Below are 23,177 nucleotides of genomic sequence, written 5' to 3'. Positions count from 1 at the left end.
AATACATTTATCCAATATTTTCCTCAAGATTTGAAGTAACGTTTTCAGATTTCTTACTTCCTTTTAGTTTAAATAGTGTTTGAAGTAATATAGCTATTATTGCTCCAGAAACTATACTTGAGCCTCCTAGAACAGTTCCAATTGTCGCTGGAAATTGGTCTAAAACTTGTGGAGCAGTTGTAAGACCCATGCTTGTTGCTATAGATACTCCTGCTATAAGATTGTTTTCTTCAGTAAAACCATCCATACTCATAATAGAGAAACCAGACATCGCTATTGATGAAAATACTACTAAAGTTGCTCCACCAACAACACAAGATGGTATAGTTGTCATTATTGCTCCTAGTGCTGGAGATATTCCTGCTAGTAATAATACAAGTGCTCCTAATGCTATTACGAATCTACTTGTAACTTTATTCATAGATACAATTACTGTGTTTTGGCTGAATACTCCAGTTGGAAGAGCTGCAAATAGTGATGAAATTATAGAAGTTACAGAGTTTCCTAAAACAACTGATGATAACTCTTCATCAGTTACCTCTCTGTCCATTGCACCTATTGTTGCTATTGTACACGCACCCATCATATCAGCTATACCTATTATGTAAATAATAGTAAACATTACTATTAACTCTGGTCTAAATTCCAATCCAAAAGCCGCTGGTGTTGGCAAAGATACTATAGCTGCACCTTTAACTGCAGAAAAATCAACTAATCCTAAAGCTAAAGATATAGCATATCCTACTAATATCCCAATTAATATTGAAGAGTTTTTAACTAAGCCTTTACCATACTTATTTATCATTATTATTACAAAAGCAACTATAACTCCTACTATAAAATTTATTGGACTTCCAAACGTTTGTGCACCTTCTCCTCCTGCTAAATTCTTTATAGCTGTTGCAAATAATCCAAGTCCCATACATGCTATTATAGTTCCAGAAACTATAGAAGTGAATATATGTCTAATTTTCTTAACTGCAAAGCCTACAAAGAATACGATTACCCCAGCAGCAATTTGTGCTCCAAATAAAGCTGCTAAGCCATCTTTAGCTGCTACAGAAAGACAAGCTCCTAAAAATACATAACTCATTCCCATCATTACAGGTAATCTTGAACCTAATTTAAATCCTTTGAATAAAGGTATTGGATATAATTGTAAAAACGTTGCCAAACCTGCTGCTAACATAGAACCTTGAATCAACATCGTCGCTTGCCCCTGGTTAAGTCCTACCACGTTTGCTATTAATATTGCAGGCACCATATTTCCTACTATCATTGCTAACAAATGTTGTAAAGCTAAAGGTACCGATTCCTTTAGTGGTGGTATCCCATCCACATCATATTTTGAAGTATTACGTGTTTTCATAAAATAAATCCTCCCATACATAAATATCTTGACTAAATATTTTATAATTATTTTCTATAAATATTTTTATGACCATGAATTTATTGCTCAACCGATAACCACAGCTAAACTGAGCTATTTTTATAAAAAATTAACAAATGTGCAAATATACCCTCCCCGATTTTCTTTTTGACTAAACATTAAATGTCTGATGTATACTCTTTATTAAATTTCTTATTAAAATGAATAGCTATCTGAAGTAATCTAACAATCTCATAATAAGATAATTTAAACAACCCCTTTAAATTATCATTTTTTAATTAGCCTTTTCCATAACAGCTCTTTCTTTAGCTTCATCTTCTAGACTTTTATTTGGTATTATTAGATTTAAAACAAATGCAACCAATGTCGCAATTACTATTGGAGATTCTCCAAATACTAATTTTATAAATGGAGGAAATGCTTCCTGTGCTGCTGGAACTGATGTTATTCCCATACCTAAAGCTATTGCTAAACCTACAATAGTAATATTCCTTGATGACAATTCTTCTGTAATAATTAACTTTATACCTGTCATTGTTATCATACTGAATATAGATATTGTAGCTCCTCCTAAAACAGAGTATGGTATAGTTGTCATCAATGCACCAAACTTAGGTACAAACCCCGATAATAACATAAATATACCAGCTATTCCAAGCACAAATCTACTTATTACTTTGTTCATAGCTACCATACCTACATTTTGACTATATGATGATGGTGGTAAACCTCCAAACAAAGCGCCTATCATAGTGCAAATTCCACTTCCTATTACTCCACTTGACAATTCTTTATCTGTTATATTTCTATCCATACCTCCCATTGTAGTAGCTGACAAATCTCCAATTGCTTGAACAGCATTGATTATACTTACAATTACTACAGAGATTACTACTGGTATATCAAATTCCAATCCGAATTCAAGTGGCTTAGGTATAGCAAACCAAGCTGCCTCTCTAATAGGGTCAAAATTTATTATGCCCAAAACTAAAGATACACAATATCCAACTATAATTCCCAAAAATATTGCTGCCAATTTTGCATACCCTTTTGCAAATTGGCTAAGACCTATAACTACCACTAGTGTTATAGCTGCTACTGCCCAATTTTGCATAGAGCCATAAGTAGGACTATTTACACCACCTGCCATATAATTTATTGCTATAGGATATAAAGATAATCCAATTGTAAAAACTACTGTTCCTGCAACTATATTAGGAAAAAATTTTCTTATCTTTTTTATAAATATTCCTATTAATACTGTAGCTACTCCCCCTATTAATTGTGCACCCAAGATGCTCGCTAGTCCGTAACTTCCTCCGACTGCTACGAGTGTTGGCACATAAGTAAAGCCGACTCCAAAAATTATAGGCAATCTTGAACCAATATTTCCTATTGGATATAGTTGTATAAGTGTTGATATTCCAGCTATTATTAATGCATATTGCACTAAAAGTGTTATTTGTGTAGCACTAGCACCCACAGCTCCTCCAACAACTATAGGTACTGTAACAGTTCCAACTATCATCGCTAGTATATGTTGCATTGATAGTGGTAAACACTTTAAAATTTGTGGCCTTCCATCAATATCAAACATAGAAACACTTTTTTGATATTTACTCAAGGTTATCACTCCCAACTATTTTTTAATGACAGTTATTATTATCTCACACAACATCCTTTCTTTTTTTATTTTGCCATCTTAATTTAATATGAAGCAATTATAATGCCAATATTTTAACAAAATTGTTTTACATATATAATTTTTATTATATTTGTTAGTATTTGATAATTTGATAAACCATTTCTTTTTTTAAATTCTTTTAAATTTTTTTTATTTTTGGATAATAAAATCTTATTACAAAAAAATCACTTGGAAAATAGTTTTTCAAGTGATTTTTATCAATTTTATAATTTCAAATTTTAGAATTGAGAATTAAAAGCATAATTACTATACATCTATCTTTCTATACAATGTTGCTAGCGATATTCCAAGTTTTTTAGCAGCTAACTTTTTAGATTTAGTATCATTTCCATAAAACTTTAATACCTTTTTTATATATGCTCTCTCAAATTCTTCAAGGGTAAGTATATCTTGTTCCATATTTATCTCATAGTCACTTTCCTCAAGCAACTTTATATTTATTTTGTTTAACTTAAAATATTCAAGTATCTTTCTATTTATTATACCCTTATGTATTATCCCATCTTCCTCAAGAAGATTTAAAGCTAATTCTATAGTGTTTTCTAATTCTCTTATATTTCCTGGCCACGGATATTTAAGTAGCATATGTTCTACATCTGGCTCTATATGGTATACATTTTTCTTCATTTTCCTTGAATATTTATCTATAAAATTATTTATTAATATTTGTATATCATCTCCCCTTTCTCTAAGAGGAGGCACTTCTAGAGGTATTACATTTAATCTATAATATAAGTCTTCTCTAAATTTATTTTCTTTAACCAACTCAAATAAATCTCTATTAGTAGCTGATATAATTCTAACATCTATATCCATTAATTCATTTGAACCTATTCTTGTAAACTTCTTTTCCTGTAACACTCTCAAAAGCTTTGATTGTAATTGAATTGGCATATCCCCTATCTCATCTAGAAATACAACTCCTCCATTAGCTAATTCAAATTTACCAATTTTACCTTTTGAATCTGCCCCACTAAAAGCTCCTTTTGTATACCCAAAAAGTTCACTTTCTAGCAAGGGTTCTGGTATAGCAGCACAGTTTATAGCAACGAATGTTTTATTCCCTCTGTTTCCTGCGAGATGAATGGCTCTTGCTATTAACTCTTTTCCAGTGCCACTTTCTCCAGTTATCGCTACAGTAGAATCACTATTTCCAATTTTACAAATTCTATTCTTAAGAGCAAGCATTACATCAGATTCTCCAATTATAGAGTCTACTGTTGTTGTTCCCCAAATATTGTATACTTCCATTCCACCATACATTACTGAATCACTGTGTTTATCCATAAAATATCAACTCCAAATAAATATTATATATAATCATCATTCAAATTATCTATTTAATTATATCATAACAGAAAAGCTTAGTTATAATTTTACAATAATATTTTAATTTTCAAATGAAGCTTAATAAAAAGTATACCTACTTAAATTTTAATTTAACAGGTATACTTTCTTTATTTTGCAAGCATTCTATATTAAATAAGCAATTACAGTGCCATATTTAATATAGAAAATAATTTCCAAAACTTTTCATTTATTACTTTTATATAGTTCTTGCATGCTTAAAATTATTTATTACTTTATACAATGTATTTTTATTATTTTTATAATTCTTATTTTTAAAATTTATAATTAAAAATTATTTTTTTTAAATCAGATATGGTATTTTTTATATCATCCAATCTTACAGTTTTTGCTTCTATAAATTTACCTTTAAATGACTCCAACAATCTCCATGAGCTGTAATTTTTATCTTTTTTGATACAAGGATATAATAATATACATCTTTTTGCATTTTCATAAGATGTTATATATGCATACATCTGATATATATCACTTGACCTATAGAAAATATTTGAATCCACTTCAATAGCTTTCCATTTTGTATCAATTATGATTTCGGATTCATATTTTGAATCATATAAAACTATATCGGGCCTTAAATTAAAAGTTTTCTTTCCTGTTTGTTCATTTTTTAAAAGGAACTTACTTTTATCTTGTATATAAGTTTCTCTAAATTCATTATTCCATATACTTTTTATTAAGTTTCCTATATATTCTTCATATAAAATGTTTATTTCAAATAATATAGAAAATGCATCTTGATTATTTTCGCTGTTATCCATCGATAAATTTAAAAGTATAAGTTTGGCCAATGAGTAACAATCTTTAAATCTATCATTATTTTTATAAAATTTGTAATCTAATAGTTCTTCTCTATTTATATAAGCTAAATCTACATTATAAAAATAACTCAAAATTTTTTTTATCTTATTTTGAATTAAATTATCATCTATTCTACATAAAATAGATATACATGCCTTTTTTAAAACTTGATTCAAAAAATTATTTTCGCTATACTCATCATATTCACATTTTATTTTCATTGGAGATATATTTTTTTCTCTTGCATATTTACTTATTAATATCTTACCTTTTACAACATTTGAATTATCTATCTTATTTATATATTCAAAATAAATCCCTCTCTTAATTTGCATTTGCATACTTTCAATAAAATACAGAACAAAAAAATTCATGAGATTATAATTTTTTAAACTTGATTTTATATTTTCGTTTATTATAATTGGAATCTTATTACATGTAGAAAGCATTTGTAATAGCATTTCTCTATCTTTTACAGTATTATTACTTAATGACAGCTTTGGAAGTATCTCCAATATTACATTTTCAAAACATATAACTCCTACATAATTTATGAATCTCAGTTTTTTATATCTGATATCTATTATATTACTCTTTAATACATCATTATTAGTATCCAAATATTTAAGTAATTTTTCATATTCAGTTTCTGTGAGCTCATTTTCACCATTACCTACTTTTATCCATTCATAAGTTTCCTTTACATATATATTTTTACTCATATATATTTTTTAACTCCTCAATAGATATATTTCGTTTTATATAATAATTAACTTTACTTTCCATTATTGATGAATTATTATTTTTAAATAATTTAGATGCTGTGATTTCTTCCTTATAAACAATATATTTATCCTTTTCATTTTTACCTATACCACCTAAAATAAGTCCTACTTTTTCTGAGTCATAATAGAAATATTCTTGAAGAAGTGGTATTATTTTTTTTCTAAATACGACTACTATATCATCAATATTTTCTACATTTAGTAAGTAAGCCTGTCCAATAACATGGTCTCTATCATATAAAAACTCTATTCTCTTATTGATTGTATACAGCATATTTTTAACATCTATTCCATCTACAACAGACAGTAACTCATAGTCTGGCATAATTTCTTCAAAATCAAATCTTCTTCTCAAAGCTATATCTAAAAGAGCTATGGATTTATCTGATGTATTCATAGTACCAATTATATATAAATTTGGAGGTAGAGAAAATTTTTCTTTTGAATATGGTAGTTTGACAATAGTTTGATTTGATTTAGTAAGTCTTTTATCATCTTCTAATAATGTTATTAATTCGCCAAATATTTTAGAGATATTCCCTCTATTGATTTCATCTATTATTAAAACATATCTTTCTGATTCTTCAAAATTAAAGTTCTCAACATCTTCTATATTATCAAGCACCAACATCTTTTTTCTTGCCTTTATATCTTCTATAGTTAAAGTATCTTTTTCTAGCTCAAAATTTAACTTCTTTTCAAGTTTCAACCCATCATAACATGCTTCTATAAATATGTCCTTCAATATACCATCTTCTGGCTTAAAATTACCTTCACCATCAGACTTGAGACCTTCTATAAATTCTTCATATCCATATGATTGATGAAAAGTACAAAATTCTGCATTATTTTTATAATCTACATAACTTGTACAATCATTATTTTTTAAACTAGTTTCATTTATTAAATTATAAGCTATTTGTTTTGCGTTATATGTTTTACCAGTCCCTGGTGGACCATAGAGTATGGTATTTAACGGAATTTTATTAGTATATCTTTTTATATACTTTTCAACTAAATTATTATTTTCAAAGATAACCCATGCATTTCCATCAATATTCTCTTTTTCATTTTCTATCCATTCTACAGGTAAAAAACATCCACCTTCTGAAGTAGTTATTTTATCTTTATCAAAACCTTCTTTAACTTGACAAACACCAAATAAGCTTTTCATTGTATGGTCATTTTCGTAAATTACTTTTTCGCTATTATATACTAGAATATAATCATCTGTATTTATATTTTTCAAGTTTTCTAATTGTTCTAAACTAGTAGGTTGAATAAACAGTTCTTCATTCTCTACGCACTTATCTACATCTATATAATAATAGTTTTTTAGGTACCATTTATTATTGTCACTTTCTTCTATTCTTTTTTTTAATGATTTATTATCTTGTAATTTAATAATGTCTAAATATGTATTTATATCTTCATTATTTAATTTATAAAACTCACTAGTATATATTTTACAATTTAAAACTGTATCAAATGTGTACATCCATTTTATAGGTAATGTATGACCCAAAATATGACTTAATTCATAACCATTTTCAAAACTTTCTTCAACAATGCCAATAAGGACACTATACTTAATTTTTCCTTCTACATTTTGATATGCCCTATATAGAAAATAATCTCCTTTTTTAACTGACATAAATTTTTTTATAAAATCTTTGTCATTACAGTTCTCATTAATGTATTTTTCGGATTTTTTTCCCATATTAAGTACTTTTTTTAAATTTATTTTTATATCAAATCCTAATGCAATTATGCTTTCTTCTTTAAAAACTTGTGGTGTGTCTGTCTCTTGATAAAAAAATTCTTCCATTAACCAATACTCTGTAACATTTATATTTTCAGACATATACTTCTCCTTAATATCTAAAATACATTAATTATATAACATTCCCACTTTAATCTTTCCATCTAAATTTTCTTTTAAGTATAGCGAAAATATCATTTCATAGCCTTCTTCTGCCTTATTTTGAATATTGTTCATCAAATCATTTAATTCAACTAGTGAAAATTTATTATTTCCTTCAACAAAAACTATACCTTTTTTCCCAATAAATTCTTCACCAAAATGTTCCATCTTTTCAAATAAAATATCTACTATTTCACTGTGCTGTTTTGAATCTTCAAATTCTTCAAGAGAATACTTAATCCCTTTATCACTTATAATAGCTTCTTTTAAATCAGTTATATCTATATTTATCATACAAGAATCTGAAATAGACTCTATCATAACATTCATCAAGTCAACAAATTTCAAAATACTATTTTCATTGACTTTAAATTCTCTATTAATTCCTAAGTCATCTTTATTTTCTTCTTCTGAAGAATTTATACCTATAGATAAAATTCGTCTTTCATTAGACATATATGAAATAGCTTTTATAACTTCTCGACTTTGTTTATCTTCAGTTGAATATGCTAAAAATAATATATCAACTCCATCTAAAAGACTTCTAACATATTCTTTTTCAACCTCTTGATTCATAGTAATTCTTTCTATATCCATATTTATTTTTACTTTTTCTTCTATTTCATCTATTATACTAATACCTTCAACTCCAACACCAATTATCTTAGCATTCTTATTAACATTTTCCATTATAATATGTATCTCCTTAATAATTATTTAATTTTAACATTTTTAAATATTATATCATATTTTCTTCATAAAAATATTTTAACTCTTTAGCCTTATCATAAAGTAATTTATTCATAAATTTTGGTTCTACAACTTTAGCATCTTTTCCTATTGAAAATAATGTAGATATCCACCAATCTATTTCTTCATACTTTATAAGTTTACTAATTGTTCCACTTCCATTTTCATTTAATTCTATATCCAAATCTAAAAAACTTCTAGTTATTTTAGAAATACCTTCTTTTGTGAGTGATATATGTAAGTGAACAATTTCACTAGTTTTATTAGTAATTGCCATCTCTTCATTTAACTTACTATATACTGTATCTAGCCATTTTTTCAAACTCATACATGCCTTTTTGCATTCTCCTACTTTTTTAATTTCTAGTACTTTATCTATACGAATTATTGTGATACTATCACTTTCATAGTCATACACTGGTGAAAACCAAAACCCTTCATTTAAAAATATACCTATTGGGCATATTTTTTTCTCTAGCAATTGATTTCCAGATTTATATTGAATATTCAAAACACAAGAGTTTGATGAAGCCTTGAAAAATTTAGTTACAGTATTAATATCAATATTTCTATAATTAGCTATAAACTCAATATATTTTTCAATGTTATTTATACCTATTTTTGCACTACTTTCACGATTATAATTTATTTTTTTAATTATAGAATCAATTTCTTTTTTTATGTGTGAAAAATTGTAAACTTGTAGTGACTTAAATGCAAAAACTATAGACATAACTTCTTTTTCTGTAAATATAACAGGAGGTATATAGCTATTGTTTAATACTCTATAACCTCCATTTCTACCTTTTTCTGCTTGAATTGGAAGTCCCATTTTATTTAATTCTATTAAATATCGTTGAATAGTTTTAGTTGAAAGATTAAACTTCTCTGACAACTCTTTGATTGTAAACTTTTGTCTATCATTAATATATGCCCAAACATCAGTTAATCTCTTCATCTTTGACAAATAAAATCCCCCTTATAATAATACTATTCTTAATCTACACTAATTTTTAATCTACAAAATAACACTCTTCACTCTAAAACTTAATGTCAATGATATTTCTATATTTTTTCATTAAAAAACAAAAGAATGGTACTCCTACCAATGTTACTACTACAAATTCTCCAAAACCTACTTGTATCATCGATAATATTAGAGGAAGTCCAAAAAATATATTTAGCATTAGTCCAACTACAATTGCATTTATGATAGTAGGCCATATAGAAGCTATAATTAATGTGCTCTTATTTTGACCTCCTAACTTACTAGTAATATAGACTAAACTTGCACTTACAAATGTGGCAAATGTTCCAAAAATTATATCAGGTACACCATATGGACCTATTACATTTGCTAAAAAACAACCCAATGTAAGACCTACTATATATCCCTTATCTAAAAATGCTAGAAGCATCATAATCTCTGCTATCCTAAATTGTATTGGTCCATAACTTATAAATCCCAATGATAAAGTTAAAACTGCATAAATTGATGTAACAGCTGCTGTTACTGCTATATTGATACTATTTCTTCTCATATACCTCTCCTAGTAAAAATTTTATTGCTAAAAATTAATAACATAATTTTATTTTATACAAAATTTATAAACTTAAACAATAATTTCAAATAAATAAATTACTTTGACGAACTATTTTATTAATCTAATTTATATTATACAATAGAATACATATAAAATTAAATAGTTAGATTTTAAATATATGTTATAATTATCATATATTTAGATTAAAATAAGTTTATATCTTAATTAAAAACATTAAAAAAGAGCCTTAAAATTAGGCTCTAATAATTTATTTTAAAATCAATGAACTCTAGTATCTTTTAATTTAGATAATATCATCCAAGTTCCTACACAATCAATTTCTAGTTGTTTCTCTATTTCATCATATAGCATTTCTTGATATGATGTATTTAAAACAACATTTTCAACAAGTTTAGAAATTTCTTCTTCTGCGAAGTCAATTTCTATTTGATTCTTCATTTCCTTAAAAAATACCCTTGCTTTCCTCTGACTTATTGAACGACCCTCAAAGCTGACTAAACATTCTAAAATGTTATTATCTCCTCTAAAATTATTTACTGCTCTCATATTATTTAGATTTCCAGCCAAAACATCATCCCCTTAGTTAATTTTATATTTTACAAGTAAGATTTCATAATATTATAATAACTACTTATTAAATATCTTTCAACAGGTATAACATAACTGGTTGTTTAACATGTAAAACTAGTCTAAAATCTGTATAAAATACTTACTTATTCATTGCCATAAAAACTTTTTCAGGTGTAATAGGAAGTGTATTTACTCTAACCCCAACACCATTAAAAACAGCTTCTTGTATTGCTGGTAAAGGTGTATTTATAACAACTTCTCCAACAGATTTAGCTCCAAAAGGTCCTGTTGGCTCATAATTTTCAACAAAATCAACTTCCACATCTCCAATATCACATCTAGCTGGAATCTTATATTGCATAAATGTGTTTGTATCCATGTTACCCTTTTCTGTATATCTAACTTCTTCAAACATTGCCATTCCAATACCTTGAACAATTCCACCTTCAACCTGTATCTTTGCTAAGTTTTTATTTATAACTGTTCCACAGTCCACTATGGCTACATAATTTAATAAATCAACTTTTCCAGTTTCTTTGTCAATTTCAGTTTCTGCAAAACCAGCTATAAAAGGTGGTGGTGATACTGGACTACCATGAGATGCAAGCCCTATTAATTGATTAGTATTTGGTCCAATTGTAGAGTCAACTGCTATATCAAATAATGAAGTACTGCATTCTCTACTAGTTAATTTTATACCATCAAATTCTACTTCTTCTTTATCTACACCTAGTTTATTTGCTCCAGCAGATATTATTTTATCTCTCAAGTCTTGAGCTGCTTTAACTACTGCCATTCCAGTTACATAGGTAGTACTTGAAGCATATGAACCTGGGTCATATGGAACCAAGTCTGTATCTGCTGATATAACTGTTATATTTTCAATACTTGTCTCAAGAATTTCAGCAGCCATTTGTGCTAAAATTGTGTCACTTCCTGTGCCCATATCAGTAGAACCTATCATAAGTGTATAGTCTCCGCAGTCATTTAGTTTTATTTCAGCTGAGGATTTGTCAAGACCTTGTATACCAGAACCCTGCATAGTAATTGCCATACCCACACTTCTAACTTTTCCATTTTCAAGATGCTTACAAGGATATTTTTCATCCCATCCGATAAGTTCTTTACCTTTATTTATACATTTTACTAAGTCTACACTATTTAAAGTTTTTCCATATGCAAAGGTAGTTTCACCTTGTGTTACTACATTTTTTAATCTTAAATCTGTTGGGTCCATTTTTAATTTATCAGCTAACATATTTATAGTTGATTCAACAGCAAAACAACCTTGAGAAGCTCCATACCCTCTAAGTGCACCGGCTGGCATTTTATTAGTATATACTACATCTGCAACAAACCTTGTTGCTTCAACCTTATTATACATTGGTAAAGTCTTCTCCCCAACTAGACCAATAGTTGTAGAAGCATGTTCTCCATATGCTCCTGTATCTGAAAGTGCATTTATATCTATAGCTTTTATTGTTCCATCATTAGTGGCACCTAGTCGAACTTTTAGTTTCATTGCATGTCTACTAGTCGAACAATTAAAAGTTTCTTTTCTATCATATATTATTTTAGCTGGTTTACCTGTTTTTAAAGTTACAATAGCTGAAAAAATCTCAACACAAGCAGTTTGTTTACCACCAAAACCACCACCAATTCTAGGTTTTATAACTCTAATTTTACTAGCTGGTAGTTCTAATGCACGGGATAGATGCCTTTTAACATGAAATGGTATTTGAGTTGAACTTACTACAACTAGTCTTCCAGCATGGTCTAAATAGTTATATGCTCTATACGTCTCCATCATTGCATGGGCTTGAGCTTGAGTATAATATGTTTCTTCAATCACTATGTCACAATTACTTAATACTTTTTCTATATCACCTTTTGTATAGTCATGATGTGACACTATATTCTTTTCTCTCTGCATGCCTATTTCAAAATTACAATGTCTATCTTCATCATGTACTATAGTTTTATTTCCGATTGCCTCTTCAAAATTCAAAACAGGTGTTAGTACTTCATAATTTACCTTTATAAGATTCATTGCTTTAACTGCACTTTTCTCATCTATAGCTGCAACTATAGCTACCTCATCGCCAACATATCTCACAACATCTTCAAGAATTAGCCTATCATAAGGTGATGGTTCTGGATATGTTTGACCAGCAAGTGTAAATCTAGATTTAGGTACATCTTTATATGTTAAAATACATTCAACACCATCAACCATTTCTGCCTTTGATGTATCTATATCTTTTATCTTTGCATAAGCATAAGGGCTTCTAAGTATCTTTACTATTAAAGCATCTTTTGCTGCTAAATCATCAGTATATACAGGTTTTCCTGTTGTTATACTCATTCCATCTATTTTTTCAATTCCTTTTCCAACTATATTCATATTCTACTTTACCTCCAGATAAGTTTTGATAGCTCTTAACTGTCCCATATATCCTGTACATCTACATAAATTTCCTGTTAAATAATGTTTTATTTCTTCATCTGTAGGGTTCTTAAGTTCATCTTTCATTGCAAGTACAGTAAGTATAAAACCAGGAGAGCAGAAACCACATTGTTCAGCTCCTTCTTTTACCAAAACTTCACTAAATTCTTTAACTTCATTTTCTAAACCTTCAATTGTAATTATCTCTTTATTTAAAACTCTCAAAGTTAATGTCGCACAAGATAATGTAGGTTTCTTATCTATTAAAACTGTACAGAGACCACAACACCCTGTATCACAGCCCCTTTTTACACTTAAATTGCCCACTTTTCTTAAAGTATCAACCAAATATTCCTCTGGTTCTATATCAACATTTTTCATTTTTCCATTTATATTAAGCTTCACTAACATTAAATAACCTCCATTATAGCTCTTTTTAAAAGTACTTTACTCATGGCTTTTCTATAGTCTTTAGATGCTCTCATATTAGAACCAAATGTTAATTCCTCTGAAGCCATTTCTATTGCCCTATCTATATTAGATTCATTAATTTCATTATTAGATAAAAACTCACTAGCTTTTTTTGCAACTGTAGCTTTTTGAGGTCTTGCTCCTACACATAGCTTAAAATTCTTACCATATTTTGAAACAGACACATTTAAAATAGGATAATCACTTTTTGCATTTCTCAATGACTTATAAGAAGCATTTTTATTTTCCTTCTTTATATACACCTTAATCAATAAGTCTTTCTCATAATCTCTATCTAAAAATTCTTCAAGGCTAATTCTTCCACCTTTATATAACTCTACTTCTGTATCTAATGAAAGCAATGCCACTATCACATCAGAAAACCCATATTTAGAAAATACTGTTGCACCAACTGTTACTACATTTCTAAACTGAATTCCTATTATATCTTTAACTGAATCTTCTAGTATTTTGCCAAAATTATCTTTTATTATTGAGTTTGTTTCCAATGTTCTAAAAGTCGTCATAGAACCGATTTCAACATACTCTTTATCTTCTTTTATATAATCTAGGTTTAAGTTAGATAACTCTACTCCTGTCCCTATTCTTTTTTTCCCCATTCTTAAAAAAGCACTTCCACCAATTACTTGATTAGTTTTTCTTTTATTTAAAATTGAGTACGCTTCTTCTACTGTATTTGGTTGTACAATATCTATAACCGTAAACATAAATTTCCTCCCTTATTCGCTATTCTTATTTTAAATACAACTAATTATATCACAGCTTCAACAAATTTTGATAATAAATATATGCAATATGTAAATTATGTAAATTTATTTTTATATAAAAAATGGCTATTTCAATAATTATCACTAGATAACCTTAAAATAGCCATTATTATGTATCCTTTAAAGTAAAAAACTAAAAAGTTGATACCTTTTCGCTTATATTTATCACTTCTTCTTCTAATAATCCAAGTTTTTTAGCTACCAATTTCGTAGTGCTTCCTTGTATTACTAATGTAATTAATATAGACATAAATACTACTGATGAAATTACTTCATATCCAGGAACTTTCATTGCTGAAATAATACCACAAAGTGCAGCTGGTATTACACCCGTTTCTCTTACCCACATCATAAACAATATTTCATTTTTACTCCATTTTGCTTCTCTATCTGCAAGTGCACATACTAAAACACAAATTGGTCTTGCTATAAACATTAATACTAACACTGCAATTACAGATGGTACAAAATATTTACCTAACTGAGCCAAATTAACTTGACTACCTAATATTATGAATATCGCCATACGACAAATAGTTCCTAAAGTCTCAGCAACATAAAAATCTGCATCATAAGATTTTTGGCTTAGCCATATTTTAAAGTTTTTCTTGTTACCAGTTATTATACCTACAATAAAGCAAGACATATATCCACTTCCGCCTAATTTTGTAGATAATTCATATGCAACCACAACTGAAATAACAGATATTATTGGTGCAAAATCTTTAAATATACCATATGGTTTATCATTAACCAATTTCAAAAGCAGTATTCCTGTAATTAAACCAACGACAATTCCGACAACAACCATTGTACCTAATTCATAAATATTTTCACTTAAGGAAAACTTATTTGATAAAATTACAGCTAACACTGCTGATGTTAATATAGCTCCTGTTGCATCATTAAAAGCTGACTCACTTATTACAGTTTGTTTTACTCTATCCTTTATCTTTACCTGATTAAATATAGGTACAAGAGTAGCTGGGTCTGTTGATGCTATTATAGTTCCTGCTAATAAAGCAGTCATTGCACTTACTCCAAAAGTAAATCCTATTACTTGTTGCATTATAAAAGCAGATATCACAACTCCTACAGTGGCCAGTAAAAATACAGATATCTTTACATTTCTCAAAACCTTTAAACTTATCTCTTTCCCACCTAAATATAATATAAATGCAGAACCAAATGTAAGTATCAGTTGATTTTCTATTTGGAATCCACGAATATCTATAAATTTCAAAAATGATGGCCCTATTAAAATACCTACAAGTAAAAATAATACAACATCTGGAACTTTTACTATTTCGCTAAGTTTGCTGCAAATTATTCCAGTTATACTCACAATAGCAAAAATTATCAATAAATTATTGCTAGCAATTGTATGTATAGATGATTCCATGTCAGTCTCTCCTCCTAATATGCATGTATACAACATACTTATTTATTCATTTTACTATACAATTATAGCACACAAATAAATGCTATCAATCATTTTTTTTATCACTTGCAACTTTACCTTCATTTTTGACAATTAAATAACGCTTATATAATTTTATCTTTTTTTTTCTACCAAGAAAAGGTTGATTTTGTCAAGTTTTATGCATCTATAAAATAACGTTATCCTAATACAGGTGTATTTTAGATAATTTTCGACTTTTTTTTCTATTAAAATAAGTTTAAATTTAACAATAAAACATTTCATTATATTATTTTTTTAAAACACACCATTTTCAACTATTCCATTAACTTGGACGATTGATTTTTTTCTTATCTATTCTATCTCCAAGCATACTACCTATATTTTTATTTGGATATAGTTCTTCAGCAATTTCGACTTTATTATCACTATTTTTTTTAATATTAAAATTACTTATTTGCTTTTCATTTTTTTTATTTTGTTTCATTTTTTCTCCTTTCTAAATAATATAGAATTTGTATTTACTACTTATTATTTCAAATTTCTATAATTTTAATCAAAAAAGGGAAATATCTCAATATAATACAACTTATTTTAGCAGTGTATTTATATTTAGAATTTCCCTAATAATAATTTTGTCGATTAAATTTGACAGACTAAGTAATTTATATTTCTTTTTATTTTCTAATAATTAAACTTTTTCAATAACTTCTTCTAAACTAGAATTACTTTTATTGTCACGTTTCCAGTTATTCAATGTATAATGTGTTCTAAATGTAAACAATCCTGAAATTATTAATAACATATAATATACAAATCCACTATACAAAAGCACTGAATATCCCAATAATTCTTTTGGAATTATGTTTGAGAACATGGTAAAAAATGTAACTTCATTTGCTCCAACATTTCCTGGTGTTGGAACTGGTGATATTGCCATGTATAAAAATACTTGCAATGTCATTATATGTATATATGATACTCCTTTTAAATTTGAAGCTTTATACACACAATAAACTATACTAAAGTATGCTATGAGTTGTAGTGCAGTAAGCAATATGCTCAAAACTAAAATTCTTACATTTTTAATAAATATCTTTATAGAATAATTGTAGTCATCAATATAATGATTTATTCTATCTCTTTTTAAATCTAAAAACTTAAATGCTTTAAATTTAGATAAAAAATTAATCAAAATCTCTGCTACCATTTTTACTTGCTTAGGACTAAATACTATTAAGAGCCCACCTAATAACATGCTTACATTCATGGTCATCCCAGCGGCGATTAAAACTCTAACTGAATGTACTTGTTCCATTAATAATGACTTATTCAATAAAATTAAAATTCCACAAAATATAGTAACTGTACTTTGAAATACAACAGTCTTATTAGTAACTATGGCTACTGATTTACTGAGACTAACATCATACTTTGTAAGTGCATATATTTGCATTGGCTGACTCCCAGATGCAAAGGGAGTAACTAAATTATAATAAAATCCCATTGTGGCCATTTTAATACCTATAAATTTTACTTTTGTTTTTTGAACTGCATTTATTATCAAATGTGTCACAATAGATTCAATTATCATATATATTAACATTATTAGTATGCCAAGAAATATATAGGTTTTATTTACTAGACTTATAATTTTAGGTATTAGTTTTACATCTAAAGTGGTTGATACTAAATAAGTAGTAATACATATCAAAAATAGCAAAAATCCATATTGAATAAAATCTTTTTCTTTTTTGGATAATTTTCTCATTTATTTTCTCCTAAATTTTTTCATATCACTATACAATAGTATACTACTTAGCATATTCTTTGCAATACCTTAAAAAATAAGTCTTTTTTTAACACAAATATATCTATAAATTTTTAAATATTTTTACTCCTTTAATTGAAATAATTCTCCATAGCATAAAGTCTAATATAAGAGTAAGCACACTTGCTAAAATCAAATACATATTTAGAAATGAAACTTTCAATAACATATATGTGCCTCCAAGTACAACTATATAAATTAATGATGCTAATATTGTAACTATCATACTTGCACTTCTTTTTACTACTGCTACTTCATTTTTCCAATCAAGGTTTGGATAAATCAAATTTGATAACAATCCCATTAAAGCCACAAACAGTGACATAGTTACAATCAAGCAACTTGCTACCATCACAAACTGAATTTCAAAGTTCAGTTTTATAGACACTAATATTAGACATAAAACAGATAGTGGTGCATTTAATAAAAAATTCATCAATATTTTTGACCAAAATATCTCCCTTTCATCTATTGGAGAAGACTTTAGTATCCATAGATTCTTTCCTTCAAAAGAAATTGAACAATATGTTGTGCAGTTAATTACTATTATAAATAGAAACGCACCTAATAACTGTATTTTTATAATACTAAAATCTATATTCATTTTTAGTAACTCACCTATTTTATCAGCTCCAAATGCCAACACACCAATTGTAGCCACTATTAAAAATAACAGACCAATAGAAGAATTCAAAAAGTAAATAAATGAAGAAGTATATCTTCTAAATTCTTTTTTCAATAGAGCCTTTGAAGGTTTTGAAATTTTTTGACTTTTAAATTTATAGTTTTTAGTCTTATAACTTTCACCCATTCTAGCATTTATATTTGTAAATCCTTTTGCAAACAGAGTTACAAAGACAAAAAATGGTATTAATGATATTGCTATAAATATTAAAAATGAAACTATACTTCCAGTTTTAAGAGCATCAACAAAATAGTATATAGGTGGATATATTTTATTAATTGTTTCTGAAATAGATACACTATTTTTTAATAACTCAACTGATATAGAGTTTAATTTTGACATGAGTACAGTATAAGCCAAAATTAATATTACACTACCTATGATTAACACTAAATTTTTATATTTTAGTCTTGATGATAGCTGTCCTATGAATAAGAAAATTATTGATGAAACAACTATTGGTAGTAATGGCAGAGCCAAAAATAATAATATTAAATAAGGAAAATATGTTATATTTACATCGACATTTAAAAAATAAACTACTGCTGGTATAATCATACACACTGAAGAAAACAAATAATTAGTTCCAACTAACATTAATATTTTACTAGCCAATATAGTAGATTCTTTTATTGGCAAACTAGTTAATAACTCTAAATCCTTCGCTTGAAACAGATATGATGAAGTTTTATATAATGATGTAACAATTACCATTACTGTTGATAATCCAAAGCCAAACACAAGTAGCATTTCCATTTGATTTATTTGTTTTAAAATATCAACTAGAAAAAGGCTTAAACTTGTTACATAAAATATTAATAGCCCTGCTACAACAACCATTGAAAACATCATTCCTATTATTTTTTGTTTTTCTTTGCTGTCTATATTTTTTAAAGCATTCAATTTAAACTCATTTATTATATTAGTTTTTATTAATATACTTAGATTACTCATAATTTATCATACCTCACTTTAGATATTATATTCTGTAAAAATATCACTTTATTTTTCTATTAATTCCATAAAAATATTTTCAAGAGAATTGTTTCCTTTCACTTCTTCAGTAGTTCCATAAGCAATTATATTTCCATCTTTTATTATGGCAATCTTATCACAGATTTTTTCAGCAACTTCTAATACATGTGTTGAGAAAAATATACAACCACCTTTTTTACAAAACTCCTTCATGATTTCCTTTAATATAAAGGAAGCTTTTGGGTCAAGACCTACAAAAGGTTCATCAAGAATTAGAATTTTAGGATTATGGATTAAAGCTGAAATTATAGCTAGTTTTTGTTTCATACCATGTGAATACGAAGATATTAAATCACCTAATGCCTTATTAATTTCAAATTTATTTGAATAATATTTTATTAATTCCTCTCTTTCCTTTTTATCTACCTCAAATATATCTGCTATAAAGTTAAGGTATTGTATTCCAGTTAAAGCTTCATACAAATCTGGATTATCAGGAATATATGCCATTTCCTTTTTGCACTCAACAGATTGTTTTTTTATAGATTTAGAGTTTATAAGTATTTCTCCTCCCTCAAAATCATGTATCCCAACAATTGCTTTAATAGTAGTAGTTTTTCCTGCACCATTATGACCTATAAAGCCAAAAATCTCTCCATCATTTACCTCAAATGAAATATTATTTACTACCTTTTTATTTTTATATGATTTAGATATATTGCTTATCTTTAACATAATTTCCCTCCATATTATATATTATAGTTTTAATACTTGTTATATATAATATATAACAAGCATTAAACAATTACAACTACAATTTGCTAAATTTTCAAATTTATATATTAGGCAATTGTAAAAATACTGAAATCAATATAAATATACAAAAAACATCTATATTTACTTCTAAATTGCATATAATTATAAAATAATGTATAGTTCGATTTGACTAAACAATGTATAATAAGAAATAGTTAGCTACAATAATATAAGTTTTTAATAGAAGGAGCAAAAGATGAACACATTTGAACAATTAAAAATAAGTTCTACTCTAATAAACGGACTTAAAAAACAAGACATAACTTCTCCAACAGAAGTTCAGTCACTTGTTATAGAAAATATAATGCAAAATAAAGATTTATTAATCAACTCACAAACTGGAACAGGAAAAACACTTGCATATGTTTTACCTATATTTGAAAAAATTGATACATCAAAAAGAGAAACTCAGGCTCTTATACTTGCACCAACACATGAATTAGTAATGCAAATTACAAATCAAATTGAATTATTAGCAAAAAACTCAGAAATTCCTTTGACTTCACTAGCCTTAATTGGAGAAGTTAATATACAAAAACAAATAAAAAATATAAAGTCTGTAAAACCTCATATAGTAATAGGAACTTGTGGAAGAATTTTAGACTTGATAAAACAGAAGAAGTTAAAATCACACAACATAAAAACTATCGTTTTAGATGAAGTAGACAATTTATTGAATGGTAAAAATATAACTTGTGTAGAAGATATCATAAAAACTACATTAAGAGATAGACAAATCATAGGTTGTTCTGCAAGTCTTACTGATAGTACTATAAAAATTTGTGATAAATTTATGAAAGAATTGGAAATAATAAAAACAAAAGAAAAATCACAGATAAATCCTAATATAAACCATACATATATGTTGGGAGAAATAAGAGATAAATTTACTTTTCTTAGAAAGACATTAGCTGCTACAAACCCAAAAAGAGCTATTGTATTTGTAAACAATGAAAAAAATATAGATGTTATAGTATCAAAATTAAACTATCATAATTATAAAGCAATTGGAATTTTTGGAAATATGCCAAAAGAGGATAGGAAAAATGCAATAAATAAATTTAAACTTGGTAAAGCAAAAATTTTAGTTACAACAGATTTATCTGCTCGCGGGCTTGATATAGTAGATATAAGCCATGTTTTTAATTTAGATTTTCCAAATAGTAAAAATGAATATCTGCATAGATGCGGTCGAACTGCTAGAGGAAATCGAAGTGGAGATACTATTTCAATAATAACAAAAAAAGAGTTAGATATTATAAAAGAATTACAAAAAGAATTTAATATAACCATTGTGCCTAAAATCTTAGAAAAGGGAAAATTAGTAGACATATCTAAGTAATACAAAAAAATAAAGAGCTGTAACTTCTTCTCAAAATAGATTAGAAATTATAGCTCTTTATTCTATTAAATTAATTTTTTAAATAATGTCTATTATAATAGCCAAAGTTTTATTATAAATAATATAGCAAGAACAATCATTACTACTGAAACATGTTTCTTATCTTCAGCCTTTTTAGCTCCAAATATGTTGTAAAATACATTTACAAAAACATAAGTTAATATACCTAGAGTTAAACCATCACCTATACTATAAGTTAATGCCATACAAGCAATAGTAACGAAAGCTGGAACACCTTCAGTTATATTGTCAAACTCAATATCCTTAACTGTACCAAGCATTAAGTATCCAACATAAATTAAAGCTGGTGCTGTAGCACATGATGGAATTGCTATAAATACAGGAGAGAAAAACATTGCAACTAAGAATAAAACTCCAACTGTTACTGCTGTCCATCCAGTTCTACCACCTGCAATAACCCCTGTTGAACTCTCAACATAAGTTGTAACTGTAGATACTCCAAGCCCTGCACCTACTGTAGTTGCAACTGCATCTGTAAGTAATGCTCTACCTACATTAGGAACATTTCCTTTTTCATCTAGCATATTTGCTTTAGAGCAAACCCCTACTAATGTACCTACTGTATCAAAGAAATCAACAAATAAGAATGTACAAACTATTACAAAGAAACCACCTATGTTTGTTGGATGTAATACATATCCTAAATCTATTTTACCTGCTATTGGTGCTAAACTTTCAAATTTGAATATTCCGCTAGGTAAGTATATACCTAATTTTTGTGCATATTCTGGATTCATAAATGCAAATCCCCAAGCAAGTAATGAACTTACTACTATTCCAAAAAGTATAGAACCTTTAACTCTTTTTTTATCTAATACTGCTACAATTATTAATCCTATACAAGCTATTATTACTGCTGGAGTAAATTTCCCCATCTTTATAAGAGTAGCTTGATCTCCAATTACGATTCCGCAATTAACTAAACCTATAAGTGCAATAAATATACCTATACCACCTGTAACAGCAAGTTTCATATTCTTTGGTATTGCATTTACAACAGCTTCACGAACTCCACTTACTGATAATATTATAAAAATGATACCTTCTACAAATACTGCTGTAAGAGCTACTCCCCAAGGAACACCCATTTGTAAGACTACTGTGTATGCAAAAAATGCATTAAGACCCATACCTGATGCTAAAGCAAAAGGAAGATTAGCAACCATTCCCATTAAAATACATCCAAATGCTGCTGCTAGACATGTCCCTGTAACAAGAGCACCTGCTGGCATCCCTGTTGCTGATAAAATGTTTGGATTTACAGCTATTATATAAGCCATAGTTAAAAAAGTAGTTACACCAGCAATTACTTCTTTCTTCATGTCGACATTTTTATTAGTCAAAATTGGAAAAAGTTTCTGCATGGTACTACTGTTTGTTGTTTGCATAACAACACCTCCTATTAAATTTTACAAAAAAACGACACAGTAACTAATAAGCTGAGTCGTATCCTTCATAATTTAG

The 23,177-nt window shown here is 27.6% G+C and carries 19 protein-coding genes; 1 reads left to right on the top strand and 18 read right to left on the bottom strand.

Annotated elements, in window-relative coordinates; genetic code table 11:
• Positions 1-7 precede the first annotated feature (7 nt).
• The 17 genes from KGF36_RS03175 to KGF36_RS03095 all read right to left on the bottom strand — a co-directional run bounded on the left by KGF36_RS03175 (position 8) and on the right by KGF36_RS03095 (position 20,209).
• Positions 8-1,369, bottom strand: a complete 1,362-nt coding sequence (locus tag KGF36_RS03175; RefSeq protein WP_227829398.1) for a solute carrier family 23 protein — start codon at positions 1,367-1,369, stop codon at positions 8-10.
• Positions 1,370-1,664: 295 nt separating this feature from the next.
• Positions 1,665-2,987, bottom strand: a complete 1,323-nt coding sequence (locus tag KGF36_RS03170; RefSeq protein ID WP_413926703.1) for a uracil-xanthine permease family protein — start codon at positions 2,985-2,987, stop codon at positions 1,665-1,667.
• 354 nt (positions 2,988-3,341) lie between these two features.
• Positions 3,342-4,382 (bottom strand): sigma-54 interaction domain-containing protein, encoded by a 1,041-nt coding sequence (locus KGF36_RS03165; protein WP_227829400.1) that lies wholly within the window; start codon positions 4,380-4,382, stop codon positions 3,342-3,344.
• 335 nt (positions 4,383-4,717) lie between these two features.
• Positions 4,718-5,986 (bottom strand): McrC family protein, encoded by a 1,269-nt coding sequence (locus tag KGF36_RS03160; protein WP_227829401.1) that lies wholly within the window; start codon positions 5,984-5,986, stop codon positions 4,718-4,720.
• The gene (locus KGF36_RS03155) at positions 5,979-7,913 is read right to left on the bottom strand and encodes an AAA family ATPase (RefSeq protein ID WP_227829402.1); all 1,935 of its coding nucleotides are present in this window, start codon (positions 7,911-7,913) and stop codon (positions 5,979-5,981) included. Before KGF36_RS03155 ends, KGF36_RS03160 begins: the two co-directional genes overlap by 8 nt.
• 27 nt (positions 7,914-7,940) lie before the next feature.
• Positions 7,941-8,663: a cell division protein gene (locus KGF36_RS03150; RefSeq protein WP_227829403.1), complete on the bottom strand. Its 723-nt coding sequence runs from the start codon at positions 8,661-8,663 to the stop codon at positions 7,941-7,943.
• A 49-nt stretch (positions 8,664-8,712) separates the two neighbouring features.
• Positions 8,713-9,681 carry a WYL domain-containing protein gene (locus KGF36_RS03145; protein ID WP_227829439.1) on the bottom strand — a complete coding sequence of 323 codons (969 nt, stop codon included), beginning with the start codon at positions 9,679-9,681 and terminating at the stop codon, positions 8,713-8,715.
• An 82-nt stretch (positions 9,682-9,763) separates the two neighbouring features.
• Positions 9,764-10,264 (bottom strand): QueT transporter family protein, encoded by a 501-nt coding sequence (locus tag KGF36_RS03140; protein ID WP_227829404.1) that lies wholly within the window; start codon positions 10,262-10,264, stop codon positions 9,764-9,766.
• Positions 10,265-10,546: 282 nt separating this feature from the next.
• Entirely contained in the window at positions 10,547-10,855 is a 309-nt protein-coding gene (locus KGF36_RS03135; RefSeq protein ID WP_227829405.1) for a hypothetical protein, read from the bottom strand.
• Positions 10,856-10,997: 142 nt separating this feature from the next.
• Complete coding sequence (locus KGF36_RS03130; protein WP_227829406.1) at positions 10,998-13,262, bottom strand: molybdopterin cofactor-binding domain-containing protein; 2,265 nt, start codon at positions 13,260-13,262, stop codon at positions 10,998-11,000.
• A gap of 3 nt (positions 13,263-13,265) precedes the next feature.
• Complete coding sequence (locus KGF36_RS03125) at positions 13,266-13,715, bottom strand: (2Fe-2S)-binding protein (RefSeq protein WP_227829407.1); 450 nt, start codon at positions 13,713-13,715, stop codon at positions 13,266-13,268.
• A complete protein-coding gene (locus tag KGF36_RS03120; RefSeq protein ID WP_227829408.1) occupies positions 13,715-14,503 on the bottom strand; it encodes an FAD binding domain-containing protein in 789 nt (262 codons plus the stop codon). The genes KGF36_RS03125 and KGF36_RS03120 overlap by 1 nt, the downstream gene beginning before the upstream one ends.
• Before the next feature lie 193 nt (positions 14,504-14,696).
• Positions 14,697-15,965, bottom strand: coding sequence for a cation:proton antiporter (locus KGF36_RS03115; protein WP_227829409.1), 1,269 nt, complete (start codon positions 15,963-15,965; stop codon positions 14,697-14,699).
• Positions 15,966-16,308: 343 nt separating this feature from the next.
• The gene (locus tag KGF36_RS03110; protein WP_227829410.1) at positions 16,309-16,470 is read right to left on the bottom strand and encodes a DNA polymerase III; all 162 of its coding nucleotides are present in this window, start codon (positions 16,468-16,470) and stop codon (positions 16,309-16,311) included.
• Positions 16,471-16,674: 204 nt separating this feature from the next.
• Positions 16,675-17,754: a lysylphosphatidylglycerol synthase transmembrane domain-containing protein gene (locus tag KGF36_RS03105; RefSeq protein ID WP_227829411.1), complete on the bottom strand. Its 1,080-nt coding sequence runs from the start codon at positions 17,752-17,754 to the stop codon at positions 16,675-16,677.
• A 103-nt stretch (positions 17,755-17,857) separates the two neighbouring features.
• Complete coding sequence (locus KGF36_RS03100) at positions 17,858-19,453, bottom strand: putative ABC transporter permease subunit (protein ID WP_227829412.1); 1,596 nt, start codon at positions 19,451-19,453, stop codon at positions 17,858-17,860.
• A 48-nt stretch (positions 19,454-19,501) separates the two neighbouring features.
• Positions 19,502-20,209 carry an ABC transporter ATP-binding protein gene (locus KGF36_RS03095; RefSeq protein WP_227829413.1) on the bottom strand — a complete coding sequence of 236 codons (708 nt, stop codon included), beginning with the start codon at positions 20,207-20,209 and terminating at the stop codon, positions 19,502-19,504.
• A gap of 277 nt (positions 20,210-20,486) precedes the next feature.
• On the opposite strand from KGF36_RS03095, the gene KGF36_RS03090 reads away from it, so the two are divergent.
• Positions 20,487-21,632, top strand: coding sequence for a DEAD/DEAH box helicase (locus tag KGF36_RS03090; protein WP_227829414.1), 1,146 nt, complete (start codon positions 20,487-20,489; stop codon positions 21,630-21,632).
• A 92-nt stretch (positions 21,633-21,724) separates the two neighbouring features.
• Here the strand turns inward: KGF36_RS03090 and KGF36_RS03085 are convergent, their stop codons facing one another.
• On the bottom strand, positions 21,725-23,101 hold the full coding sequence (locus KGF36_RS03085) for an NCS2 family permease (RefSeq protein ID WP_227829415.1): 1,377 nt from the start codon (positions 23,099-23,101) through the stop codon (positions 21,725-21,727).
• Between the last annotated feature and the right edge of the window lie 76 nt (positions 23,102-23,177).

This window comes from Clostridioides sp. ZZV14-6009 (genome assembly GCF_020658095.1).
In the GTDB taxonomy this organism is placed as follows: domain Bacteria; phylum Bacillota; class Clostridia; order Peptostreptococcales; family Peptostreptococcaceae; genus Clostridioides.
This window is presented reverse-complemented; position numbering and strand designations above follow the sequence as displayed.

Excerpts from the sequence above, each read along its gene's own strand:
- KGF36_RS03175 (WP_227829398.1), bottom strand. The coding sequence starts at position 1,369 with ATGAAAACACGTAATACTTCAAAATATGATGTGGATGGGATACCACCA.
- KGF36_RS03170 (WP_413926703.1), bottom strand. The coding sequence starts at position 2,987 with ATGTTTGATATTGATGGAAGGCCACAAATTTTAAAGTGTTTACCACTA.
- KGF36_RS03165 (WP_227829400.1), bottom strand. The coding sequence starts at position 4,382 with ATGGATAAACACAGTGATTCAGTAATGTATGGTGGAATGGAAGTATAC.
- KGF36_RS03160 (WP_227829401.1), bottom strand. The coding sequence starts at position 5,986 with ATGAGTAAAAATATATATGTAAAGGAAACTTATGAATGGATAAAAGTA.
- KGF36_RS03155 (WP_227829402.1), bottom strand. The coding sequence starts at position 7,913 with ATGTCTGAAAATATAAATGTTACAGAGTATTGGTTAATGGAAGAATTT.
- KGF36_RS03150 (WP_227829403.1), bottom strand. The coding sequence starts at position 8,663 with ATGGAAAATGTTAATAAGAATGCTAAGATAATTGGTGTTGGAGTTGAA.
- KGF36_RS03145 (WP_227829439.1), bottom strand. The coding sequence starts at position 9,681 with ATGAAGAGATTAACTGATGTTTGGGCATATATTAATGATAGACAAAAG.
- KGF36_RS03140 (WP_227829404.1), bottom strand. The coding sequence starts at position 10,264 with ATGAGAAGAAATAGTATCAATATAGCAGTAACAGCAGCTGTTACATCA.
- KGF36_RS03130 (WP_227829406.1), bottom strand. The coding sequence starts at position 13,262 with ATGAATATAGTTGGAAAAGGAATTGAAAAAATAGATGGAATGAGTATA.
- KGF36_RS03125 (WP_227829407.1), bottom strand. The coding sequence starts at position 13,715 with ATGTTAGTGAAGCTTAATATAAATGGAAAAATGAAAAATGTTGATATA.
- KGF36_RS03120 (WP_227829408.1), bottom strand. The coding sequence starts at position 14,503 with ATGTTTACGGTTATAGATATTGTACAACCAAATACAGTAGAAGAAGCG.
- KGF36_RS03115 (WP_227829409.1), bottom strand. The coding sequence starts at position 15,965 with ATGGAATCATCTATACATACAATTGCTAGCAATAATTTATTGATAATT.
- KGF36_RS03110 (WP_227829410.1), bottom strand. The coding sequence starts at position 16,470 with ATGAAACAAAATAAAAAAAATGAAAAGCAAATAAGTAATTTTAATATT.
- KGF36_RS03105 (WP_227829411.1), bottom strand. The coding sequence starts at position 17,754 with ATGAGAAAATTATCCAAAAAAGAAAAAGATTTTATTCAATATGGATTT.
- KGF36_RS03100 (WP_227829412.1), bottom strand. The coding sequence starts at position 19,453 with ATGAGTAATCTAAGTATATTAATAAAAACTAATATAATAAATGAGTTT.
- KGF36_RS03095 (WP_227829413.1), bottom strand. The coding sequence starts at position 20,209 with ATGTTAAAGATAAGCAATATATCTAAATCATATAAAAATAAAAAGGTA.
- KGF36_RS03090 (WP_227829414.1), top strand. The coding sequence starts at position 20,487 with ATGAACACATTTGAACAATTAAAAATAAGTTCTACTCTAATAAACGGA.
- KGF36_RS03085 (WP_227829415.1), bottom strand. The coding sequence starts at position 23,101 with ATGCAAACAACAAACAGTAGTACCATGCAGAAACTTTTTCCAATTTTG.